The organism is Rathayibacter sp. SD072 (assembly GCF_017355185.1).
Classification (GTDB): domain Bacteria; phylum Actinomycetota; class Actinomycetes; order Actinomycetales; family Microbacteriaceae; genus Rathayibacter.
Genome location: NZ_JADILJ010000018.1, coordinates 27,346 through 47,933 on the forward strand (window position 1 = coordinate 27,346; position 20,588 = coordinate 47,933).

A 20,588-nucleotide genomic window follows, 5' to 3' on the forward strand; every position below is an offset into this window, starting at 1 on the left:
CCATGGTCGACCGACGAATCCCGAAGGTGCGCGATCTCGCGCCCCTGATGCAGTTCAAGAAGCCCGAGCTCGACCTCAAGAAGGCCCGGCTCGACAAGGCGCTGACGATCCACGATCTGCAGCGCATCGCGAAGCGGCGCACGCCCAAGGCCGCGTTCGACTACACGGAGGGCGCCGCCGAAGCCGAGATCTCGCTCGGCCGCGCGCGCCAGGCGTTCGAGGACATCGAGTTCCACCCGGCGATCCTCCGCGACGTGTCGGAGGTCAGCACCGGCTGGGACGTCCTCGGCGCCCCGGTCTCGCTCCCCTTCGGCATCGCGCCGACCGGCTTCACCCGGATGATGCAGACCGAGGGCGAGATCGCCGGCGCGCGCAACGCTGCCAAGTGGGGCATCCCCTTCTCCCTCTCCACGATGGGCACCACCGCCATCGAGGACGTGAAGGCCGCCAACCCCGACGGGCGCAACTGGTTCCAGCTGTACATGTGGAAGGACCGCGACCGGTCGATGGCGCTGGTCGACCGGGCCGCCGCGTCCGGCTTCGACACCCTCCTCGTGACGGTCGACGTCCCGGTGGCCGGCGCCCGACTGCGCGACAAGCGCAACGGCTTCTCGATCCCGCCGCAGCTCACCCTGGGCACCGTCGTGAACGCGATGCCGCGCCCGTGGTGGTGGGTCGACTTCCTCACCACCGAGCCGCTGTCGTTCGCGTCGCTGGACCGCTGGTCGGGCACCGTCGGCGAGCTGCTGGACACCATGTTCGACCCGACGGTCGGCTTCGAGGACCTGGCGTGGATCCGCGACCAGTGGCCCGGGAAGATCGTCGTCAAGGGCATCCAGACGGTCGACGACGCCCGCCGCGTCGCAGAACTGGGCGTGGACGGGATCGTGCTCTCGAACCACGGAGGCCGTCAGCTCGACCGCGCGCCGATCCCCTTCCACCTCCTCCCCGAGGTGGTGCGCGAGGTCGGGACCGGCAGCACCTCCGGCATGGAGGTCCACCTCGACACCGGCATCATGTCCGGTGCGGACATCGTCGCGTCGGTGGCGCTCGGCGCCCGCTTCACGCTCGTCGGCCGCGCGTACCTCTACGGGCTCATGGCCGGCGGAGAGGCGGGCGTGAACCGCATGATCGAGATCCTCTCCGAGCAGATCACCCGCACCATGCGGTTGCTGGGCGTCAACTCCCTCGAGGAGCTGAACCCGTCGCACGTCACGCAGCTCCAGCGCCTGGCGCCGCGCAGCGTGTCGCCGCAGTTCGTCCTGGCGGACTAGCGGCCTGCACTACCTGCGCGCCCCGTCAGCGGGCGCGCAGGTAGCGCAGCAGGAGGGTGTCCCCGGAGGCGAGGACGTGCGCGAGGCGCTGCGTCCTCGCCTCCGGCGCGTCCGCGCGGGCGATGCGCCCGGCGCCGCCCGACTCCAGCGTCGGGCTGATCGTCAGGTCGAGCTCGTCGACCACGTCGTGGGCGAGGAGGGTCCCGAGCAGTCCCGGCCCGCCCTCGCAGTGGATGCGGGCGAGGCCGCGGTCGGCGAGGGCGTCCCTCATCCGCACGGCGTCCAGCGCCTGCTCCCCGCAGACGAGCACATCGGCCACCTCGCTGAGCTCCGAGCGCCTGCGCGACGGGGACGCCGCGGTGGTGACGACGATCGGGCGCACGGGCGCCTCGGTGAAGATCCGCGACGCAGGATCGAGCTCGAGCGAGCCCGAGACGATCGCGAACACCGGATGCGGCTCCCGGCCCTGGGCGGATCGCGCGCGCGCCGACTCCTCCCCCAGCACCATCGGCCCGTAGCCCTCGGTGCGCACCGTGCCGGCCGCGACGAGCACCACGTCGGCGAGTCGGCGCAGCAGATCGAAGACCCGCTCGTCCGCCTCGCCGCCGAGCGCGCCGGACACCCCGTCGCGGGTGACTGCTCCGTCGATGCTCGAGACGAAGTTGACCCGCAGCCACTCGTCGGCCGAGTCCTCGGTGTAGAGCGCGAGGAGCGCGTCGTCGTCGAGCGCGCGCAGCGGCGAGGGGAGCAGTAGATCGATCGCCGCGCTCATGCGACGGGCTCGATGTTGTGACGGAGGAAGGCGGGCGCCCGCCAGCCGAGCACCGCCTCGGTGAGCCGCACGGCGTCCACCGCCTGCCGCACGTCGTGCATCCGCACGATCCTCGCTCCGTTCAGGATGCAGATCACGGCGGCGGCGAGAGAGCCCTCCAGCCGCTCCCCCTGCCGCCGGTCGAGCGTCTCGCCGATGAAGTCCTTGTTCGACACGGCCGCGAGCACGGGGAGGCCCAGAGCCGCCACCTCGCCGAGCCGACGCGTGAGCTCGAGCGTGTGCAGGGTGTTCTTGTTGAGGTCGTGGCCCGGGTCGACGATGATCCGCTCGCGCGGGATCCCGCCCGCGAGTGCCCGCTCCATCCGCTCGCGCAGGTGCTCGATCACCGAGGCGACGACGTCGTCGTACTCGGGTCGCACGGGCTCGCTCCGCGGCTCGCCCAGGCTGTGGGTGATGACGAGCTGGGCGCTCGAGGACGCCACGGTCCCGAGCATCGCCGGATCGTGCAGGCCGCTCGTGTCGTTGACGACGGAGGCGCCCTCGGCGATGCTCAGCCGTGCCACCTCGGCGCGGGTCGTGTCGACCGACACGACCACGTCGCTCCGCTCGTGGATCCCGGCCACGACCGGGACCACCCGGTCGATCTCCTCCTGCAGCGACACCGCGGGCCCGCGCCCGAAGGGCACCCCGCCGATGTCGACCCAGTCGGCGCCCTGCTCGGCCGCGCGCACCGAGGCGGCGACCGCCCTGTCGAGCGCGAAGGTCGAGCCCTTGTCGTAGAAGGAATCGGGGGTGCGGTTCACGACCGCCATCACGGCGACCTGCCGCTCGAAGTCGAACTCGCGTCCGCCGATGGTGCGGGTCATGCTCCAGCCGTCCCTCTCGGTCCGTGCGCCGGTCGATCGCCCGCGCGGCCGCCGCCCACCCTAGACGTTGCGGCTCGGAGGGGCCTGCGGCCCGGGCGGCACCAGAGGCGCCTCGGCCGAGAGCTCGAGCAGGCGCTGGAAGAGGAGGTGGTCCTGCCACTCCCCCGCGATGCGCAGGTACCGCCGGGCGACACCGATGCGCTCGAAGCCGTTGCGCTCGAGCACGGTCTGCGAGGCGACGTTGTGAAGCAGCGTCCCCGCCTGCACCCGGTGCAGATTCAACTCGTCGCGGGCGAGGCGGACCGCCTCGCCGACGGCGCGGGTCATCAGCCCGCGTCCCTGCAGATCGGCGTCGAGCCAGTAGCCCATCTCGGCGCTCTCGAAGGCGCCCCGGAGGATGTTCGACAGCGTGATCCGGCCGACGATCGCGTCGCCCTGCGCGAGGACGAGAGGGAGCACGCTGCCGGAGCGGTGCGCGAAGAGGGAGTCGGCGATCGCGTCGGTCTGGCCGCCCGACTCGAAGAACCGGGACGACCGCAGCGGCTCCCAGGGCGCGAGATGCCGGCGATTGCGGCGGTACGCGGCCGACAGCGCGGGGCCGTCCTCGCGGGCGACGAGACGGAGGATCGTGCTCTCGTCGAGACGGATCGCAGCAGGCACGTCCCCGAGGGTAGCCCGGGTGCCGGGTGCGCAGAACCTCGTCGAACGAGTCCCGCCGAGCAGTGGCGCTCCTCCGGTGTCGAGTACCGGTTAACGACGGAACCCCGGCCGAGGGCCGGGGTTCCAGGTGGTGGGCGATACTGGGATCGAACCAGTGACCTCTTCCGTGTCAGGGAAGCGCGCTACCGCTGCGCCAATCGCCCGTTGCTCCGCGAGGAGCGCCTCGTTCGTCGGAACGATCGAGGTGGATACGGGATTCGAACCCGTGTATACGGCTTTGCAGGCCGCTGCCTCGCCTCTCGGCCAATCCACCGTGTATTGGGTTCGGTGTCGGCGACCCGCGAGGCGAGCCGACCGGGGTGGAGAGAGCCCGGAGGCCCTCTCAGAAACATCGGCCCGGAGGCCGATATTCGAGCGGATGACGAGATTCGAACTCGCGACCCTCACCTTGGCAAGGTGATGCGCTACCGCTGCGCCACATCCGCATGTAGGTCGTATTCAGTTGTCTTGCCGTGCTGTTCCTTGCCAGTCGCACACCTTGCCTGATGCGTCCCCGTCTTCGCCTCCCCGGCGCTTTCGCTGCCCGGCTCGACCTAGAAGACTTTATAGGACGGCTGCTCGAGAAACCAAATCGAGCGGACGCGAATCCGGAGCGGATCGGCCGCTCGCCCGTCTTTCCGCCGGAAACCGGCCCGTCACATCCCGTTCACCCGGGCGTGGCGCGACGTGCGCGTGCGTCGGACGCCCGAGGATCCGCTAACATCGTCTCTCGGGTCGTCCACGCGACGTCCCTCTGGGCGATTGGCGCAGTTGGTAGCGCGCTTCCTTCACACGGAAGAGGTCATCGGTTCGAGTCCGGTATCGCCCACCCTCACCCCCGGCCCGTGCAGCAGCGCGGCACCGGGGGTTTTCTCGTGCACCGCCGTGCACCCGATCCGCTGACGAGGTGCCTCCCGCCGTGATGGGCCGTTCCCACGCCGTCTCCGGCGCACTCGCCTGGTCGGTCGCGACGAGCGTCCCGGCCCTCGCGGGGCCGCTCGGAGTCTCGGACCTGCCGCTCGACATCCGCCTCGTGGGTCTCGGCGTCACCGCGGGCTGGGCGCTCGCGCCCGACGCCGACCACGCTCGGGCGACCATCTCCCGCTCGGCTCCGGGCGCCTCCCTCCTCACCGCGACCGCCGGCCGCATCAGCGGCGGCCACCGCCACGGCATGCACTCCCTCCTGGCGATCGCGGTCGTCTGGTACCTCGTCCCGGTGCTCACTGCGATCCGCTTCCCGCTGCCGCCGCTGGGCACGGTCTCCCTCGCCGCGGTGCTGACGCTCCCCGCCCTCGCCTTCGCGGCGAAGGCGACCGCGACCGCCCGCTCCTGGCCGCTCGCGTGGGCGGTGGCCGCGGTGGTCACCGGGCTGCTCGTCGGTCTCGCCGACGGCAGCTGGGCGTGGCTGCGGGTCGCGGCGACCCTCGGCTACCTGGTGCACATCGCGGGCGACGCCCTCACCACCGGGGGCATCAACTGGCTCTGGCCGATGCGGATCCGCGCGCCCCGCCTCGTCCGCCGCACCCCGGTGATCCGCCGGCTCTGGACCTCCGGCGGGTACGCGGCCCTGCCGGTCCTCGGCTCGGCCGGCTCGTGGCGCGAGACGATCCTCTACTGGCTGATGTCGACCGCGACCCTCGTCCTCACGGCCGCACTCCTGGTGGGCGGGCTGCTGCCCGCCTGACGTCTCAGAAGACCTTGCCGGGGTTCATGATCCCGAGCGGATCGAAGACCGCCTTGATGCCCCGCTGGAGGGCGGTGGAGTCCTCGCCCAGCTCCTCCTCGAGCCAGCGCCGCTTGAGCAGTCCGACGCCGTGCTCCCCCGTGAGGGTCCCGCCGAGCGCCACCGCCGTGCGGAAGAGCTCGGCGGCCGCCGCCCAGACCTCCTCACCGACGACCTGCGACCCGCGCGGCAGGACGAAGTTCGGATGCAGGTTGCCGTCGCCCGCGTGCGCGACCGTCGGGATCCGCAGACCGGTCCGCTCCTCGATGCCCCGGATCGCGGCGAACATCGCCGGCAGCGCCGAGCGCGGGACGCAGACGTCCTCGATCAGCACCTCCCCCTCGGCCTCGAGCGCCGGGTGGAAGGCGCGCCGCACCGCGAGCAGCGCCTCGCCCGCCACCGGGTCCTCGGTGGACCCGGCGTCTCCTCCGGCTCCCGCGATGATCGCGAGGACGCGCTCCGCCTCGTCCCGCGCTCCCCCGCCGTCGGTCTGCACGAGCAGGTACGCGGCGCCCCGGTCCATCGGCACGCCCGTGTACCGGCCGATGGCGGCGAGCGCCGCCTCGTCCATCAGCTCCATCACGGCCGGCCGGAGCCGCGCGGCGGTCACGGCGGCGGAGGCGGCGGCCGCGGCCACCACGCTGGGGAAGTAGGCGCCGACGGTGACGACCGGCCCCTGCGGGATCGGCCGCAGCCGCACGGTGGCCTCGACGATCACGCCGAGCGTGCCCTCCGACCCCGTGAGCAGCGCGGTCAGGTCGTAGCCGGTGACGCCCTTGACGCTGCGCCGACCGGTCCGGACGAGGCGGCCGTCGGGGAGCACCACCGCGAGACCGAGCACGGCCTCCCGCGTCACCCCGTACTTCGCGCAGAGCAGGCCGCCGGCGTTCGTGGCGATGTTGCCGCCGATGCTCGAGATCGCCTTGCTGGCCGGATCGGGCGAGAAGATCAGCCCGTCCGCAGCGACGGCGTCCGAGAGCGCCTGGTTGATCACGCCGGGCTCGACCACCGCGAGCTCGTCCTCGAGCGAGATCTCGAGGATCCGGTCCATCCGGGCGGTCGAGAGGACGATCGCTCCGGCACTCGCGACCGCTCCGGCGGCGAGACCCGTCCCCGCACCACGGGGGACGACCGGCACGCGGTGCTCGGTGGCGATCCGCAGCACGGCCTGGACCTCGGCGATCGAGCGCGCCTGCACCAGGGCGAGCGCCCGCTCCCCCGTCACGAAGCCCGACTTGTCGGTGTGCACGGCCTCGAACTCCGGGCCGGAGACGACGAGCGCCTCGGGGACGGCCTCGCCCAGTGCCCGCAGGACGGCGGTGCTGCTCATGGTCCACTCCGTGCGCTCGTGGTCGGTCCCTCGATCCTTCCACGCGAGCACGGCAGGATGGAGGGATGAACCGGAGCCCGCGATGACCGCCCCGACGAGCGCGGGCCTCCTGCTGCACCGCGGCACTGCGGAAGGAATCGAGGTGTTCCTCGGGCGCATGGGCGGACCGTTCTGGAGGCGGCGGCCCCGCGCCTGGTCGATCCCCAAGGGGCAGCACACCGTCGAGGAGGCGCCGCTGGACGCCGCCAAGCGCGAGTTCGAGGAGGAGATCGGGGCGCCCCCGCCCGACGCCGAGTACCGGCTCCTCGGGTCGTACCGGCAGGGCTCCGGCAAGATCGTCACGGTCTTCGACGCCCCTGGCGACGACTCCGCGCGCTTCGTGGCGAGCAACACGTTCGCGCTCGAGTGGCCGCGAGGGTCCGGCCGGATGCGCGAGTACCCCGAGATCGAGACCGCGCGCTGGATGCCGATCGGGCAGGCCCGCTCCGAGCTCGTCGCCGGGCAGGTGCCGGCGCTCGACGCGCTCGAGGCGGCGATCGCCGGCGGATCGGCCTCCGGCTCCTAGAAGAGCTCGCCGTCGGCCGTCACGAGCGGCACCGAGACGTCGTCGTCGGAGTAGACCGGCGACGGCCCCTGGAGGTGCCCGGCCCGGCCGCGGAGATCGGACACGAGAGCCTCGTCGACGATCTCGTCCGCCCGCGTGTCCTCCTCGGTCACGAGCATCTGGCTGGCCGGTCCGAGCAGCAGGCGCACGGGCCGCACGGAGTCGTGGTGCAGGGTCGGCAGTTCGACGGTGTCGGCGGTGGAGGTGACCGCGAGCATGCGCGCGTACTCGAGGACGGCGTCGGCGATCTCGTCCCCCGTGACGATGCTGTCCTCCGCGTAGTGGATGCGTCTCACGGGTGTCTCCCTCTGCGGCGGGGAACCGTGTCCCTGCCCGCTCTTCCAGGGTCGCACGCGCTCCGGCGGGCGCCGCCTGCACGGCGGATGTCCGGAGGGGGCTTCCCACGGGACGGCACGACGTGCAGGCGCGGGAGTCAGGTGTAGAGCGACAGGGGCTGCACCTCGCCCGTGAGGAACGCCGCTCCGACCTCGAGCTTCTTGTAGTCCACCGGATCGTGCAGCGAGTGGGTGCGGACGTTGCGCCAGTACAGGTCCAGGCCCACGGAGCTCTTGGCCGAGCTCGAGCCTGTCGCCTCGTAGACGCGGGAGGCGGCGTCCAGGGCGAGGTCGTTCGTCACGACCTTCACCTTGGCGATCTCGATCGCGAGGGCCGCGCGGGAGGCGGCGGTCACTCCGTCGCCCTTCGCGATCTCGGCGTCGTGCAGCACGGCGACCCGGTCGGCGAGCGCCTCGGCGGCCGCGGTGTGCGCGACCAGCTCGCCGTAGAGGCGTCGCACGAAGGGGTCCTCGGAGTAGCGGTCGACCCCGCTGAGGAACCAGGCGTTCGGTCGGGCGACCGTGATCTCGCGGGCGCGGGCGAGCACCCCCTCGGCGATGCCGAGGTAGAGGTTGCCGAAGCCGAGCTGGATGCTCGGGGTGATCAGCGTCGCGAAGGGCTCGTCCGTGAGCGGCCCGAGCAGGTCCTCCGGCTCGACCCGCACCGAGGTGAAGCGGACGGACCCCGACGCGCTCTGCCGCTGACCGAGGTAGTCCCAGTCGCCGAGGGGCTCCACCCCGTCGCGGTCCCGCTCGATCACGAAGGCCACGGCGGTGCCCGCGTCGGGCCCCTCCGCGATCACCGCGTTCACGAGGGCGACGTCCCCCGCCGACACACCGGTCGAGAAGCGCTTCAGCCCGTCGAGCCGGTAGCCGTCGCCCTCCGGGGTCAGCCGCAGGTCGGGGTCGACGGGGTTCACGGAGTCGCCCCACAGGTGCCGGCCCTCGATCGTCGCGCGGTAGAAGCGCTCGCGCTCCTCCGCCGGCGCGGTGAAGGCGATGTTCGCCGAGTTGACGAAGTGGTAGAGCAGCAGCTGCGCGAGTGACGCGTCGGCGCGGGCGAGGATCCGCACGACGCGGAACGCCGTGCTCCAGTGGGCACCGCCTCCCCCGAGCTCCGAGGGGTCGAGCAGGTTCACGAGGCCCGAGTCCCGCAGCGGCGCGAGCTCGACGGTCGGGTCCTGCCCTGCGCGGTCGCGCTCGAGCACGTCGGCGGCGAGCACGCGCCCCACCTCCTCGGCGACCGCGGTCCAGTGCGCCGTCTCTCGGGCGGAGGCGGTGCCGACCCAGTGCGTGCGCGGGCGGGCGAGGGTGCTGTCGAGCGTCATCGTGCGGACTCCTGATCGGGGACGGGGGTGGCGGCGGGCTCCGGCGGCAGGACCGCCAGGACCTCGGGAGGCAGGCCGTCGGCGGCGGACGGGCCCCCGGCGTAGGCGCCGCGGTAGGCCGCGGCGGGGTGGCTGTCGGCGACGCGCGCGTTCCCGGGTCCCTGGAGGTACTCGCGGAGGGTCGAGCCCTCGTACTCGTCCCAGACGCGGCCGCGGCGGCGCAGCTCGGGGACCGCCAGGTCGACGAAGTCCTCGAAGGTGCCGGGGGTGATGACGTAGGCGAGGTTGAAGCCGTCGATGCCGCCGACGTCGACCCAGCGCTCGAGCTCGTCCGCGACGGTGCTCGGACTGCCGACGATCACAGGGCCGATGCCTCCGATCGCGAGGAAGTCCGCCACGTCGTCCGGTGTCCACTCGCGGGTGGGATCCGCCTTCGTGAAGATCGAGAGCGCGCTGCGGACCGCCTCGGTGTCGACGTAGCGCAGCGCCTCCTCCGGGTCGTAGAGCGAGAGGTCCAGGCCCGACCAGCCGCCGTAGAAGGTCAGCGCGCCCTCGCGGCTGGCGTAGCCGAGGTACTCCTGGTGCTTGGCGCGGGCGGCCTCGTCGGTCTCGGCCACGATGACGGTGGCGAGCACGAGGATCTTGATCGCGTCGCGGTCGCGGCCGGCCGCCTCGGTGCGGTCGCGGATGTCGTCCGTCGTCCGCCTCGTCAGCTCGGGGGTGACCCCGTTGATGAAGACGGCCTCGCCGTGGCGCGCGGCGAAGTCGCGGCCGCGGGGCGATGCTCCGGCCTGGAACACGACCGGGGTGCGCTGGGGCGAGGGCTCGGCCAGGTGGATGCCGGGGACGCGGTAGAAGCGGCCGTCGTGCGCCACCGGGTGCACCTTGCGCGGATCCGTGAAGACTCCGCGCTCGCGGTCGCGCAGCACCGCGCCCTCCTCCCACGAGCCCTCCCAGAGCTTGTACGAGACGTCGAGGAACTCCTCCGCCAGCTCGTAGCGGTCGTCGTGCGGCATCTGCGTCTCGAGGCCGAGGTTCTTCGCGGCGCTCTCGAGGTAGGAGGTGACGACGTTCCAGCCGATCCGCCCCTTCGTCAGGTGGTCCAGGCTCGAGAGCCGGCGGGCGAGCGCGTAGGGCTGCTCGTAGGTGGGGGCGATGGTCACCCCGAAACCGAGGTGCTCGGTGACCGCCGCCATCGCCGGGATCTGCAGAATCGGGTCGCCGACGGGGATCTGCGCCGAGTCGATCAGCGCGGGTCCGGCGGAGTCGCGGTACACGTCGTAGACGCCCAGCACGTCGGCGAGGAACAGGGCGTCGAAGGTGCCGCGCTCGAGCGTCCGGGCGAGGGTCGTCCAGTACTCGAGGTCGGTGTACCGGTGGGCCTGGCTGTCGGGGTGGCGCCAGAGCCCCGGCGCCTGGTGCCCGACGCACGTCATGTCGAAGGCGTTGAGCACGATGCGACGCGGGCGTCCGCTCGACGGCTCCTGCTCGAGCGGTGCGTCGTCGCGCGGTGTGTCCTGGGGCAGCGGGACGTCCTGGGGCATGGGGGGATCCTCTTCGTCGCGGGCGGCGCGGCAGCGCCTCGGCGGGCTCGACGGTAGCCCCGACCGGCGACGCGCTCCGCCGCGCGGCGCAACCTTTCGTCACACGAGGCCTGTGTGACGAACCGTGAAGCGGCGGGGCGACGCGGGACGTCCGCGTCCACCACGATCGGTGCCGACTCCCCACGACGACCCGGCCCCGGCCCGACGATCAGGACAGACCATGCGATCCACCCGCACCCTCACCGCCTCCGTGGCGCTCCTCGGAGCCGCCGCGCTCGTGCTCTCCGGCTGCAGCCTCAAGACCGGGGCCGCCGCCGACGACTCGGCCGCCGACGCCGGCCCGGCCGCGGCGAGCGCCGCCGTCGACGTGCCGAGCCTCGAGGGGAAGACGATCGGCGTCGCGGCGAAGGACATCGTCCACGACTTCAGCCGCATCGTGTACGAGAGCGTCCAGGACCGGATCGAGGCCCTCGGCGGCGAGGTCGTCGCCACGCAGGCCGAGGCCAAGGACGACAAGCACGTCAGCGACATCGAGAACCTCGTCGCGCAGAAGCCCGACGCCATCATCGTGATCCTCGGGGACGCGACCACCCTCGCCCCGGCGCTGCAGGAGGTCGACGACGCGGGCATCCCGCTGTTCACGATCGACAACGTGTCGCCGCTGTCGATCAACAACGCGACGAGCGACAACTGGCAGATCGGATCGACGCTCGCCCGCACCATCGCCGAGGACATCGGCGGCCAGGGGCAGATCCTCGTCTTCAACGGCTTCCCCGGAGTGGCGCCCTGCCGCATCCGCTACAACGAGCTGGCTCTCGTACTCGAGGACTACCCCGGCATCACGCTGATCCAGCCCGAGCTGCAGGACAAGTACGAGGGCACCATCGAGGACGCGAAGCAGCAGATCACGGATGCCCTCTCCCGCTACCCCGAGGGCGAGATCTCGGCGATCTGGTCGTGCTGGGACACCCCGCAGATCGGCGCCGCCCAGGCCGTGGACGCCGCGGGCCGCGACGAGATCAGGATCTACGGGGTGGACGCCGACCAGGGCGCGCTGGACCTGATCCTGGACCCCGCCTCCTCCTACACCGCCACCGTCGCCCAGCAGACCGAGGCCATCGGCAGCGGCTCGGCCGAGAACGTCGCACGGTTCCTCGGCGGCGAGGAGGACAGCGTCCCCACGACCAGCTACTTCGCCCCCGTCCTGATCACGAAGGAGAACGCGGCGGCCACGATCCAGGAGCTCGGTCTCGGTGGCTGAGCCGCTCCCGTCCGCGCCCGCCCTGTCGATGCGCGGCATCGGCAAGGCGTTCGCGGGAGTGCCGGTCCTGCGCGACGTCGGGCTGGAGCTGGTGGCGGGAGAGATCGTGGCGCTCGTCGGCGAGAACGGCGCGGGCAAGAGCACCCTGATCAAGATCCTGACGGGCCTCTACTCCTCGGACGCGGGATCCGTCGCGATCGACGGCGAGCCCGTCGCGATCGCGAGCCCGCGCGACGCCGAGCGGGCCGGCGTGCAGGTGGTGCACCAGGACCGCCACGTCGCAGGCCGGCTGACCGTCGCCGAGCAGCTCTTCCTCGGCCGGTCGGAGGGGCGCCGAGGCCTCGTCTCGCCGCGCGCCCTGCGTCTGCGGGCCGAGCGCGAGCTGCTCGAGCGCGTCGGACTCGCCCTCCGCGGCGACACCCTCGTCGACGACCTCACCGTGGCCGAGCAGCAGCTCGTGCAGGTGGCGCGGGCCCTCTCCAGCGACCCGCGGGTGCTGGTCCTCGACGAGCCGACCGCTCCGCTGGCCTCGGAGGAGGTCGAGATGCTCTTCTCGGCGCTGCGCCGTCTGGCCGCCCGCGGCACGGCGGTCGTCTACATCTCGCACTACCTGCAGGAGGTGCGCCGCATCGCGTCCCGGGTCGTGGTCCTCCGCAACGGCGCCAACGCCGGCGAGGTCCTCCTGCACGGAGCACCCGGCGAGCTGGACGACGTCGTGCGGCTCATGATCGGCCGCGACGTCGAGGAGTTCGCCGAGGGACCCGGGCGCGTCGTCGATCAGGACGCCGTCGCCCTGCTCGAGCTCGAGGGGCTCTCGGCGCCCGGACTCGACCCGCTCTCGCTCGCCGTCCGCCCCGGCGAGGTGGTCGGAGTGACGGGACTCGTCGGCTCCGGCGTCGAGATCCTCGCCGACGCGGTCGCCGCAGTCGTGCCGCACGGGGGCCGCGTGCGGGTCGCGGGACGCCGCGTCTCCTCCGCCCGCGCCTTCGTGGCGGCCGGCGGCGCGTACGTGCCGAGCGACCGCCGCCGCGACGGGGTGCTCGTCCGGCACACGGTGGCCGAGAACCTCTCCCTCGCGGCGCTGGGCGCCGTCTCGCGCCTGGGCTTCGTGTCCGACCGCCGGCGGGAGCGGGCGCTCGCCGCGCAGTGGATCCGGACCCTCGACATCCGCCCCGCCGATCCGGACGCCGTCGTCGGCACCCTGTCGGGCGGCAACCAGCAGAAGATCGCATTCGGCAAGTGGCTCGCCGCGGGCTCCCGCGTCTTCGTGCTCGACTCCCCCACCGCCGGCGTCGACATCGGCGCGCGCACCGCCCTCTACCGGCGGATCGAGGCGCTGGTCGACTCCGGCGCCGCCGTCCTGCTGGTCAGCCTCGACCTCGAGGAGCTCGTGGGGCTCTCGGACCGCGTCGTGGTGCTGCACCGCGGAGCCGTCCGCGCCGAGCTCCCGCGCCGGGACGCGACCGGCGACCGCATCCTCGCCCTCGCCTCCGGCGCCGACGCGCCCGTCCCCCAGGAGTCACGATGACCGCCCTCGCCCCGTCCCGCGTTCCCGTGGGCGCCGCGCCCCGTCGGCGCGGCCTCGGCGCTCTCGCCGTGATCGGCTACCTCGTCGTCGCCGCCGAGATCCTCCTCTTCTCCCTCGCTTCGCCGTCCTTCGCGACACCCGGGAACGCCGCGACGATCCTCCTGCAGGCGGCCGTGCCCGCGATCGCCGGCTTCGGTCTCGCGATCGTGGTCATCACCGGCGGCGACGACGTCGTCACCGGCGGCATCGACCTCTCCTCGGGCCCCGTGGTCGGGCTCTCCGGAGTCGTCGCCGCCGTCGCCGTGCAGTCCGGCTGGCCGGCGCCGGGCGCGATCGGGCTGGCGCTCCTCGTGAGCATCGGCTTCGGCGCCGTCAACGGCACGGCCGTGGTTCTGGGGCTCCGCCCCCTGCTCGCCACGCTCGCGACCTCCGGCATCGTCACCAGCACCGTCTTCCTCGCCACCGACAACGTCAAGGTGCCGCTCGAGGATCCGCTCTTCGTGTGGCTGCGCTCCGGATCGGTCCTCGGAGTGCCCGCTCCGGTGCTGGTGCTCGGCGTCACGGCGCTGCTCACCGGCCTCCTGGTCGGACGCACGCCGTGGGGGATCCGCAGCTACGCCGTCGGGCAGAACCGCACGGCGGCGAGCGTCGCGGGCGTCCCCGTGTGGCGGTACGTCGGCGGCAGCTACGTGATCGCCGGCCTCCTGGCGGGGGTCGCCGGCGTCCTGCTCGCCGCGCGCCTCGCCGCGGCGGTGCCCGGCATCGGCGCGCAGATCCTGCTCGACATCATCCTCACCGCGTTCCTCTCCGTCGTCTTCTCCCGTCGGCTCGTCGTGACGATCGGAGGCACGCTGCTCGCGGCGGTCTTCGTCGCCGCGCTGGGCAACGGCTTCACCCTCCTCGGGGTCGGCAGCCAGTGGGTCGGCGCCATCAAGGGGATCCTGATCCTGCTGGTCCTCGGCCTCGCGGCCGTCCGAGAGCGAGGCACCCGCCGATGAGCACGATCACCGAGGCCCCTCCGGTCGCACCCTCCGACGTCGCTCCGGCGGTCCGGTCCGAGCGGCGGCGCGCCCTCGCGGTACGCCTCCTCGCCCCCGGGACCGTCGCCCTGATCCTGCTGGTGTTCGGCACGCTCGCCCCCGGGTACTTCGCGGCGGGCAACCTGCTGAGCGTCCTCAGTGCCGGCGCGATCCTCCTGATCGCCGCCACGGCCATGACCGTCGTCGTCCGCACGGGCGGCATCGACCTCTCGATCGGAGTGGCGATCGACCTCGCCGCGCTCGGCGCCGCCGGACTCATCGCCGACGGCTACGTGGGCTGGTTCGCCGTCTCGATCGGCCTGGCCTTCGGCGCGCTCGCCGGACTCGTCAACGCGGTCCTGATCGTCGTGCTGCGCATCCGCGCCTTCCTCGCGACCCTCAGCGTCTGGTTCATCGGCACGAGCGTCGAGCAGCTTCTGACGGGCGGCGGCGCCCCGGTCTACCTCCGGCGGACGGGGACGCCCGACGACTTCGCGGCGATCGGCAACGCGACACTCGCCGGAGTGCCGGTGCCCGTCATCACCGCCGCTCTGCTGGGAGTCGTGGTCTGGCTGCTGCTGGACCGCACCCGCTGGGGACGCGTCCTGACCGCGACCGGCGAGCAGCCCACGGCGGCGCGCATCGCCGGCCGCCGCACCTCGCTGGTGCTCGCCTCGGCGTACGTCGTGGCGGCCCTCATCGCCGCGGTCGGCGGGATCGTCCTCGCCTCGCGCAGCTACGGCTTCTCGCCCGCGGGCGGGCAGCCCTACGTGCTCGACGCCATCGGAGCCGTCTTCATCGGCGCCACGCTCAGCCGGCTCGGCCGCCCCACGGTCCTCGGCACCGCGGTGGGAGTGCTGATCTTCGGCCTGCTCAACAACGGCATGGTGCTGATCGGGCTGTCCTTCTACTGGCAGGGGCTCCTGCGCGGAGTCGTGCTGCTCGCGCTGCTGCTGGCCACGGCGGCGCTGCGGCGAGAGAGCATCGCTCCGGCGCTGCGCTCGCTCACCGGAGGCGGACTGCTCGGGCGGCGACGAACACGTCAGTCGGCGGTGGAGTAGACGCGCAGCGCGAGGCGCACGATCCGCACCGACGCCTCCTCGTAGCCGTCGCGCCGCCCGTCGAAGACCTCGGTCTCGCCGTCGTGGGCCCAGCCCGGGTCCTCCCCGGCGTCGCGGCGCACCGAGATGGTCAGGGAGTCGGTCGAGTACGACTCCACGACCGGCGCGCGCCAGCCGGGGATCCGCCCGACGATCGGAGTCGCCGTGCGGCCCAGCACGAGCGAGACCGCCCCGCGGGTGCGCGGCCGGCGTCCCGCGTGCAGGATGCGCACGTCCAGCTTCCCGTCGTCGAGCCGGCGGCGCGCGAGCGGCGCGGCCGTGCGGGGGTGCTCCTGATTGACGCCCACGAAGTACGACCAGACGAGCTCGCTCCGCCCGTCGCGCCGCAGCTCGAACGGATCCGTGCTGCGCACGACCCGCAGGGCCGCGAGCACGGCGGACACGGGCTTGCCGAGCACCTTCTCGTGCTTCTCCCGCGCGGCCACGAATTCGGGGTAGACGCCGACCGACACCGTGTTGAGCACCGTGATCGGATCGGAGTCGCCCGCCACGACCTCCGCCACGTCGACGTCGCGGCGCTGGCCGTGGGCGGCGGCGTCGAGGGCGTCCTCGATCGTGAGCAGCCCCAGCGCCTTCGCGAAGTGGTTCATCGTGCCGCCGGGCAGCACGAGCAGGGTCATGCCCTCCGCGCGGGCGAGCGCCGCGCCGACCGACATCGTGCCGTCGCCGCCGTAGACGCCGAGCACCTCCGGAGGCGTCCCGCCCGATCGGGCCTCGCGCACGACGTCCGCGAGCTCCTCCCCGTCCGCGAGGCGGTGCACACGGGCCCGCGGGAAGCGGTCGAGGATCATCGGCTCGGGATCGGGGCGGTGCGAGTCGCGGCCCGCCCCCGGGTTCAGCACCACGAGCAGCGACGCCCCGTCGCCCAGCGGCCGCGTGTCGACCGGGGGCAGCAGCGCGCGCTCCGAGACGGGCACGTGCCGGGGGGTCGCCGGCACCAGCACGCGCCCCAGCGTCGCGACGGCCGCGCCGAGCGCCGCACCGCCGAGCACGTCCGACAGCCAGTGGACCCCGACGTGCAGACGCGAGAACGCCACCGCCGCGGCCAGCGGCACGACGGCGGTGCCCACCTTCGGATTCTCCAGGGCGGCGCCGACGGCGAAGGCGGCGGCGCTCGCCGCGTGACCGGAGGGGAACGAGGGCGACGCGGGCACGCGGGCGAGCCTGCGCCCCACGGGCACGTCGACGATCAGCGGCCGCGCGCCGCCGAAGACGCGCTTGCCGATCAGGTTGGCCGCCGCGCTCGCGACGCTCAGCGACAGCACGCCGCGCACGGCCTCCCGGGGACGGCCCGCCGCCAGCAGCACCGCTCCGAGCGCGAACCAGAGCACCCCGTGATCCGCCGCCCGCGACGCGGCGACGAGGGCGCCGTCCACGACGGCCGGAGAGCGTCTCGCATTCAGGCGCCGCGCCGCTCGGGCGTCCGCGCGGCGCACCGCCCGCGGCACGCCCGTCAGACGCCGGAGCAGGACGAGTGGGGGTCGTGTTCCGCGCAGGGCCATGGCCTCAGCCTAGGAGTCCGGGCCTGACGGAGCGCCGACCGCTCAGACCTCGCCGAAGCCCGATTCGACGAGGTCGCCGAGCCGGCCCACCGCCTCCTCCGCCTGCGGTCCGGTGGCAGAGATCACGACCTCGTCCCCCCGGTCCAGGCCCAGCGACATCACGCCCAGCAGGCTCGTCGCGTCCTTGCCGTTCGCGTCGATCCGCGCGTCGAAGGTGGTCGCGAGCTTCACGAAGTCGGCCGCCGGGCGGGCGTGCAGCCCGTTGGGATTGACGAGCACCACGCTGCGGCGCACGCCAGCCGCGACGGGCGGCTCCTCGGACGCCGGCGCGCCGGCACCGCGGGCCGATTCCGCGGCGCGGACGACCTCCTCGAGCGAGGCTCCCGTCTCCGCCGCCACCGCCGCGGCGACCGCGCCCTCGACGAGCGGAGCGTCGACGAGGCGCACCCGCGCCCGCGCGTCGTCGTCGAGGAACTCCAGAGCCGTCTCGGCCGTCATGATCGCCGAGCCGAGATCGCAGAGCACCACCGCGCCCTCGCCCGAGTCCGCCTCGCCGAGGGCGGTCGAGATGCGATCGAAGCTGGTGCCGATCCCTCCCTCGTCCGTGCCGCCGGCGGCGACCAGCGCCACGGACGGCGCCATCTGCGCCGCCAGCTCCACGAGCCCCTCGGCGAGCCGCGCGCTGTGCGAGACGAGGACCAGCCCGACGCTCACGCTGCCGCCTCGGCCGCCGCGCGCAGCAGCAGCACGGTCGAGACGCTTCCCGGGTCGCGGTGACCGACGGCCCGCTCCCCCAGGTAGCTCGCCCGGCCCTTGCGCGCGACGAGCGGATCGGTGGCCTCGGCTCCGGTCTGCGCGGCCTCGGCTGCAGCGGCGAGGACCTCCGCCGGCGCCGCTCCCCCTGCGACCGCGGTCCCTGCCGCCTCGACCGCCGGGATCCACGCGTCAACCATCGTCTTGTCGCCGGCCTCCGCCTTGCCCCGCAGCACGATGCCGTCGCGGGCCGCGGTCAGCAGTGCGACGAGGGCCTCGCCGTCGAGCGACTCCTTCCCGGCGACCGCCGCCGACGCCTTGAGGAACGCCGTGCCGAAGAGCGGGCCGGACGCGCCTCCCACCGTCGAGATCAGCGTCGTCGCCACGAGCTTCAGCACCTCGGCCGGAGTCGACCCGCCGCCCGTCGCCTCGAGCTTCGCGACGACGGCCTGGAAGCCGCGGTCCATGTTCTCGCCGTGGTCGCCGTCGCCGATCGCCCGGTCCAGGGTGATGAGCTCCACCCGGTGCTCCGCGATCGACTGCGCCGCCGCCCGCACCCACCGGGTCGCCCACTCGGCGTCGAGCGCCGTCCGTCCGTCCTGCATCGTTCCCTCTCCTGCGACCGCTCCCGCGGCCGTCGTGTCGTCTGCGTCCCGGGCGCCGTGCGCGTCGATCAGCGTCCCCAGCGCAGCGCGGCGGTCTCGACCGGCGCGTCCCAGAGCTCGGTCATCGCAGCATCCAGCTTCAGCACGCTCAGCGAGAAGCCCTGCATCTCGAGCGAGGTGACGTAGTTCCCGACCAGGCTGCGGGTGACCTCGATGCCCTTCTCGGCGAGCACCTCCGCGGCGCGGCGGTAGGCGATGTAGAGCTCGACCAGGGGCGTTCCGCCCATGCCGTTGACGAAGAGCAGCACGCTGTCGCCGGAGGAGAACGGCAGGTCCTCGAGGATCGGGCCGAGGATGCGGTCGACGATCCGGTCCGCCGGCTCGAGGGCGATCTTCTCGCGGCCGGGCTCGCCGTGGATCCCGATGCCGATCTCGATCTCGTCGTCGCCGAGCTCGAAGCTGGGCTCCCCCGCGTGAGGGACGATCGACGGCGAGAGCGCGACGCCCATCGAGCGGACGTTCGCGTTCACCGCCTCGGCGATCGCGGCGACCGCGTCGAGGGAGTCGCCGCGCTCGGCGGCCGCTCCCGCGATCTTCTCGACGAGCACCGTCCCCGCCACCCCGCGGCGCCCTGCCGTGTAGAGCGAGTCCTTGACCGCGACGTCGTCGTCGATGACGACGGAGCGGACCTCGATGCCCTCGGCCTCGGCGAGATCGGCGGCGGTCTCGAAGTTGAGCACGTCCCCCGTGTAGTTCTTCACGAGGTGGAGCACACCCGCTCCGCCGTCGACGGCCTGCGTGGCCGCGACGATCGGATCCGGGGTGGGCGAGGTGAACACCGGCCCCGGCACCGCCGCGTCCAGCATCCCGTGACCGACGAAACCGGCGTGCAGCGGCTCGTGGCCGCTCCCTCCACCGCTGACGATCCCGACCTTGCCCGAGCGCGGTGCGTCGACGCGCACGACGAACAGCGGGTCCGTCTCGACCCGGACGAGATCGGCGTGCGCGAGGCCGAAACCGGCCACGGACTCCGCGACGACGTTCTTGGGGTCGTTGATGAGCTTCTTCATCGAGGTCTCCTCCAGGGTCCGACCACCGCTCGACGTCCGGGGCGATCCGGCTCGGGGTGGATCACGGCCCGCTCCGTCGCGGACAGCACTGCCACGTTACGCCCTGGCACCGCGGAGGCGCAGGCTCCTCGACGCGGGTCGGGGACGCTCAGTCCTCCCGCTGCGTCTCGGCGACCCACGCGTCGAGCTTCGCCGCGGCCGCTCCGGAGTCGACGGCCTCGGCCGCTCGCTCCATCGCGGAGCGGAAGCGCTCCAGGATCGCGGTCTGGATGAGGGACGGGTCGCGGGCCAGGTCGTAGGCGATGAGCCCCGCGGCCGCGTTGAGCAGCACGATGTCCCGGACGGGTCCGCCGTCCCCCGCCAGGACCGAGCGCACCACCCGCGCGTTGTACGCGGCGTCCTTGCCGCGGAGCTGGTCGATGCTCGCCCGGCGCAGCCCGAGGTCGCGGGGGTCGAGGTCGTGCTCGACGACCAGGCCGCGCGACACCTCCCAGATGTGGCTGTGGCCCGTGGTCGTCAGCTCGTCGAGCCCGTCGTCGCCGCGGAAGACGAGCGCCGTCGCGCCGCGGGTCCGGAACACGCCGACGAACAGCGGCACGCGATCCAGGTGCGCGACCCCCACCGCCGAGGCCTCGGGACGCGCCGGGTTGCACAGCGGGCCGAGGAAGTTGAAGACGGTCGGCACTCCGAGCTCGGCCCGCACCGCCCCCGCGTGGCGGAAGCCGGGGTGGAACATCGCGGCGAAGACGAAGGCGATGCCGGTGCGCCGGAACACCTCGGCGACGCGCTCGGGCGGCAGCGTCAGATCCACGCCCAGCGCGGCCAGGACGTCCGAGGACCCGGACGAGGAGGACGCGGCCTTGTTGCCGTGCTTGATCACGGGAGTGCCCGCCGCCGCGGCGATGATCGACGCGGTGGAGGAGATGTTCACGGTGCCGAAGCGGTCGCCGCCCGTCCCGACGATGTCCAGCGCCATCGGATCCACGTCCAGGGGCACCGCGTGCTCGAGGATCGCGTCGCGGAAGCCCACGATCTCGTCGACGGTCTCGCCCTTCGCCCGCAGCGCGATCAGCAGCCCGGCGAGCTGCGCCGGGGTCGCCTCGCCCTGCATCACCCGCTCCATCGCCCACGTCGCCTCCGAGACGCTCAGATCGGAGGAGTCGAGCAGAGAGCTGAGAAGACGCGGCCAGGACAGGGTTTCCGACATGGCACTCAGATTATCCGGGTAGGAACGCCGTACGGGAAGTGCGAATC

19 protein-coding genes and 4 tRNA genes are annotated in these 20,588 nt (G+C 73.2%); 8 read left to right on the forward strand and 15 right to left on the reverse strand.

Translation table 11 applies throughout. The annotated features are described in order from the left end of the window. The first annotated feature begins 2 nt into the window (after nucleotides 1-2). Nucleotides 3-1,274, forward strand: coding sequence for an alpha-hydroxy acid oxidase (locus IOC53_RS09190; protein WP_207404983.1), 1,272 nt, complete (start codon nucleotides 3-5; stop codon nucleotides 1,272-1,274). A 25-nt stretch (nucleotides 1,275-1,299) separates the two neighbouring features. On the opposite strand, the gene IOC53_RS09195 is transcribed toward IOC53_RS09190, so the two are convergent. From IOC53_RS09195 to IOC53_RS09220, 6 genes are all read right to left on the reverse strand, one after another. After that, on the reverse strand, nucleotides 1,300-2,046 hold the full coding sequence (locus IOC53_RS09195) for a pyrimidine reductase family protein (protein ID WP_207404985.1): 747 nt from the start codon (nucleotides 2,044-2,046) through the stop codon (nucleotides 1,300-1,302). Next, nucleotides 2,043-2,912: a dihydropteroate synthase gene (gene folP / locus IOC53_RS09200; RefSeq protein ID WP_207404987.1), complete on the reverse strand. Its 870-nt coding sequence runs from the start codon at nucleotides 2,910-2,912 to the stop codon at nucleotides 2,043-2,045. Before folP ends, IOC53_RS09195 begins: the two co-directional genes overlap by 4 nt. Before the next feature lie 60 nt (nucleotides 2,913-2,972). Further along, a complete protein-coding gene (locus tag IOC53_RS09205; protein WP_207404989.1) occupies nucleotides 2,973-3,572 on the reverse strand; it encodes a GNAT family N-acetyltransferase in 600 nt (199 codons plus the stop codon). Between the two features lie 128 nt (nucleotides 3,573-3,700). Next, nucleotides 3,701-3,775, reverse strand: a tRNA-Val gene (locus IOC53_RS09210). 39 nt (nucleotides 3,776-3,814) lie between these two features. Then, nucleotides 3,815-3,885, reverse strand: a tRNA-Cys gene (locus IOC53_RS09215). A gap of 100 nt (nucleotides 3,886-3,985) precedes the next feature. After that, nucleotides 3,986-4,057, reverse strand: a tRNA-Gly gene (locus IOC53_RS09220). A 310-nt stretch (nucleotides 4,058-4,367) separates the two neighbouring features. Here IOC53_RS09220 and IOC53_RS09225 point away from each other — a divergent pair. Continuing rightward, nucleotides 4,368-4,440: transfer RNA gene (locus IOC53_RS09225), tRNA-Val, on the forward strand. A gap of 78 nt (nucleotides 4,441-4,518) precedes the next feature. Next, nucleotides 4,519-5,295, forward strand: a complete 777-nt coding sequence (locus IOC53_RS09230; protein WP_207404991.1) for a metal-dependent hydrolase — start codon at nucleotides 4,519-4,521, stop codon at nucleotides 5,293-5,295. A gap of 4 nt (nucleotides 5,296-5,299) precedes the next feature. Here the strand turns inward: IOC53_RS09230 and IOC53_RS09235 are convergent, their stop codons facing one another. Then, nucleotides 5,300-6,664 carry an FAD-binding oxidoreductase gene (locus IOC53_RS09235; RefSeq protein ID WP_207404993.1) on the reverse strand — a complete coding sequence of 455 codons (1,365 nt, stop codon included), beginning with the start codon at nucleotides 6,662-6,664 and terminating at the stop codon, nucleotides 5,300-5,302. A gap of 82 nt (nucleotides 6,665-6,746) precedes the next feature. Between IOC53_RS09235 and IOC53_RS09240 the strand changes: the two genes are divergently transcribed. Then, nucleotides 6,747-7,229, forward strand: coding sequence for an NUDIX domain-containing protein (locus IOC53_RS09240; RefSeq protein ID WP_207404995.1), 483 nt, complete (start codon nucleotides 6,747-6,749; stop codon nucleotides 7,227-7,229). On the opposite strand, the gene IOC53_RS09245 is transcribed toward IOC53_RS09240, so the two are convergent. The 3 genes from IOC53_RS09245 to IOC53_RS09255 all read right to left on the reverse strand — a co-directional run bounded on the left by IOC53_RS09245 (nucleotide 7,226) and on the right by IOC53_RS09255 (nucleotide 10,475). Then, the gene (locus IOC53_RS09245) at nucleotides 7,226-7,564 is read right to left on the reverse strand and encodes a hypothetical protein (RefSeq protein ID WP_207404997.1); all 339 of its coding nucleotides are present in this window, start codon (nucleotides 7,562-7,564) and stop codon (nucleotides 7,226-7,228) included. The genes IOC53_RS09240 and IOC53_RS09245 overlap by 4 nt on opposite strands. Nucleotides 7,565-7,701: 137 nt before the next feature. Continuing rightward, nucleotides 7,702-8,931, reverse strand: coding sequence for an acyl-CoA dehydrogenase family protein (locus IOC53_RS09250; protein WP_207404999.1), 1,230 nt, complete (start codon nucleotides 8,929-8,931; stop codon nucleotides 7,702-7,704). After that, nucleotides 8,928-10,475, reverse strand: a complete 1,548-nt coding sequence (locus IOC53_RS09255; RefSeq protein ID WP_207405001.1) for an LLM class flavin-dependent oxidoreductase — start codon at nucleotides 10,473-10,475, stop codon at nucleotides 8,928-8,930. The genes IOC53_RS09250 and IOC53_RS09255 overlap by 4 nt, the downstream gene beginning before the upstream one ends. Before the next feature lie 220 nt (nucleotides 10,476-10,695). On the opposite strand from IOC53_RS09255, the gene IOC53_RS09260 reads away from it, so the two are divergent. Genes IOC53_RS09260 through IOC53_RS09275 form a run of 4 tightly spaced genes read left to right on the forward strand, consistent with a single transcriptional unit; the run spans nucleotide 10,696 to nucleotide 15,344 of the window. Beyond that, nucleotides 10,696-11,736, forward strand: a complete 1,041-nt coding sequence (locus IOC53_RS09260; protein ID WP_207405003.1) for a sugar ABC transporter substrate-binding protein — start codon at nucleotides 10,696-10,698, stop codon at nucleotides 11,734-11,736. After that, nucleotides 11,729-13,264 carry a sugar ABC transporter ATP-binding protein gene (locus IOC53_RS09265; RefSeq protein ID WP_207405005.1) on the forward strand — a complete coding sequence of 512 codons (1,536 nt, stop codon included), beginning with the start codon at nucleotides 11,729-11,731 and terminating at the stop codon, nucleotides 13,262-13,264. Before IOC53_RS09260 ends, IOC53_RS09265 begins: the two co-directional genes overlap by 8 nt. Then, nucleotides 13,261-14,262 (forward strand): ABC transporter permease, encoded by a 1,002-nt coding sequence (locus tag IOC53_RS09270; protein ID WP_207405007.1) that lies wholly within the window; start codon nucleotides 13,261-13,263, stop codon nucleotides 14,260-14,262. Before IOC53_RS09265 ends, IOC53_RS09270 begins: the two co-directional genes overlap by 4 nt. Beyond that, nucleotides 14,259-15,344: an ABC transporter permease gene (locus IOC53_RS09275; RefSeq protein ID WP_207405009.1), complete on the forward strand. Its 1,086-nt coding sequence runs from the start codon at nucleotides 14,259-14,261 to the stop codon at nucleotides 15,342-15,344. The genes IOC53_RS09270 and IOC53_RS09275 overlap by 4 nt, the downstream gene beginning before the upstream one ends. Here the strand turns inward: IOC53_RS09275 and IOC53_RS09280 are convergent. The 5 genes from IOC53_RS09280 to trpD form a co-directional block, all read right to left on the reverse strand. Beyond that, complete coding sequence (locus IOC53_RS09280; RefSeq protein ID WP_207405011.1) at nucleotides 15,326-16,906, reverse strand: phosphatase PAP2 family protein; 1,581 nt, start codon at nucleotides 16,904-16,906, stop codon at nucleotides 15,326-15,328. The two genes, IOC53_RS09275 and IOC53_RS09280, sit on opposite strands and share 19 nt — an antisense overlap. 42 nt (nucleotides 16,907-16,948) lie before the next feature. Continuing rightward, nucleotides 16,949-17,620: a dihydroxyacetone kinase phosphoryl donor subunit DhaM gene (dhaM, locus tag IOC53_RS09285; RefSeq protein ID WP_207405013.1), complete on the reverse strand. Its 672-nt coding sequence runs from the start codon at nucleotides 17,618-17,620 to the stop codon at nucleotides 16,949-16,951. Then, the gene (gene dhaL, locus IOC53_RS09290) at nucleotides 17,617-18,264 is read right to left on the reverse strand and encodes a dihydroxyacetone kinase subunit DhaL (RefSeq protein WP_207405015.1); all 648 of its coding nucleotides are present in this window, start codon (nucleotides 18,262-18,264) and stop codon (nucleotides 17,617-17,619) included. Before dhaL ends, dhaM begins: the two co-directional genes overlap by 4 nt. A gap of 68 nt (nucleotides 18,265-18,332) precedes the next feature. Next, complete coding sequence (gene dhaK / locus IOC53_RS09295; RefSeq protein ID WP_207405017.1) at nucleotides 18,333-19,334, reverse strand: dihydroxyacetone kinase subunit DhaK; 1,002 nt, start codon at nucleotides 19,332-19,334, stop codon at nucleotides 18,333-18,335. Nucleotides 19,335-19,482: 148 nt separating this feature from the next. Further along, entirely contained in the window at nucleotides 19,483-20,541 is a 1,059-nt protein-coding gene (gene trpD / locus IOC53_RS09300; RefSeq protein ID WP_207405019.1) for an anthranilate phosphoribosyltransferase, read from the reverse strand. Nucleotides 20,542-20,588 lie beyond the last annotated feature (47 nt).

What these genes read in the sequence shown, in the direction of transcription:
- IOC53_RS09190 (WP_207404983.1), top strand. Translation starts at nt 3, where the DNA reads ATGGTCGACCGACGAATCCCGAAGGTGCGCGATCTCGCGCCCCTGATG.
- IOC53_RS09195 (WP_207404985.1), bottom strand. Translation starts at nt 2,046, where the DNA reads ATGAGCGCGGCGATCGATCTACTGCTCCCCTCGCCGCTGCGCGCGCTC.
- folP (WP_207404987.1), bottom strand. Translation starts at nt 2,912, where the DNA reads ATGACCCGCACCATCGGCGGACGCGAGTTCGACTTCGAGCGGCAGGTC.
- IOC53_RS09235 (WP_207404993.1), bottom strand. Translation starts at nt 6,664, where the DNA reads ATGAGCAGCACCGCCGTCCTGCGGGCACTGGGCGAGGCCGTCCCCGAG.
- IOC53_RS09240 (WP_207404995.1), top strand. Translation starts at nt 6,747, where the DNA reads ATGACCGCCCCGACGAGCGCGGGCCTCCTGCTGCACCGCGGCACTGCG.
- IOC53_RS09250 (WP_207404999.1), bottom strand. Translation starts at nt 8,931, where the DNA reads ATGACGCTCGACAGCACCCTCGCCCGCCCGCGCACGCACTGGGTCGGC.
- IOC53_RS09255 (WP_207405001.1), bottom strand. Translation starts at nt 10,475, where the DNA reads ATGCCCCAGGACGTCCCGCTGCCCCAGGACACACCGCGCGACGACGCA.
- IOC53_RS09260 (WP_207405003.1), top strand. Translation starts at nt 10,696, where the DNA reads ATGCGATCCACCCGCACCCTCACCGCCTCCGTGGCGCTCCTCGGAGCC.
- IOC53_RS09270 (WP_207405007.1), top strand. Translation starts at nt 13,261, where the DNA reads ATGACCGCCCTCGCCCCGTCCCGCGTTCCCGTGGGCGCCGCGCCCCGT.
- IOC53_RS09275 (WP_207405009.1), top strand. Translation starts at nt 14,259, where the DNA reads ATGAGCACGATCACCGAGGCCCCTCCGGTCGCACCCTCCGACGTCGCT.
- IOC53_RS09280 (WP_207405011.1), bottom strand. Translation starts at nt 16,906, where the DNA reads ATGGCCCTGCGCGGAACACGACCCCCACTCGTCCTGCTCCGGCGTCTG.
- dhaL (WP_207405015.1), bottom strand. Translation starts at nt 18,264, where the DNA reads ATGCAGGACGGACGGACGGCGCTCGACGCCGAGTGGGCGACCCGGTGG.
- dhaK (WP_207405017.1), bottom strand. Translation starts at nt 19,334, where the DNA reads ATGAAGAAGCTCATCAACGACCCCAAGAACGTCGTCGCGGAGTCCGTG.
- trpD (WP_207405019.1), bottom strand. Translation starts at nt 20,541, where the DNA reads ATGTCGGAAACCCTGTCCTGGCCGCGTCTTCTCAGCTCTCTGCTCGAC.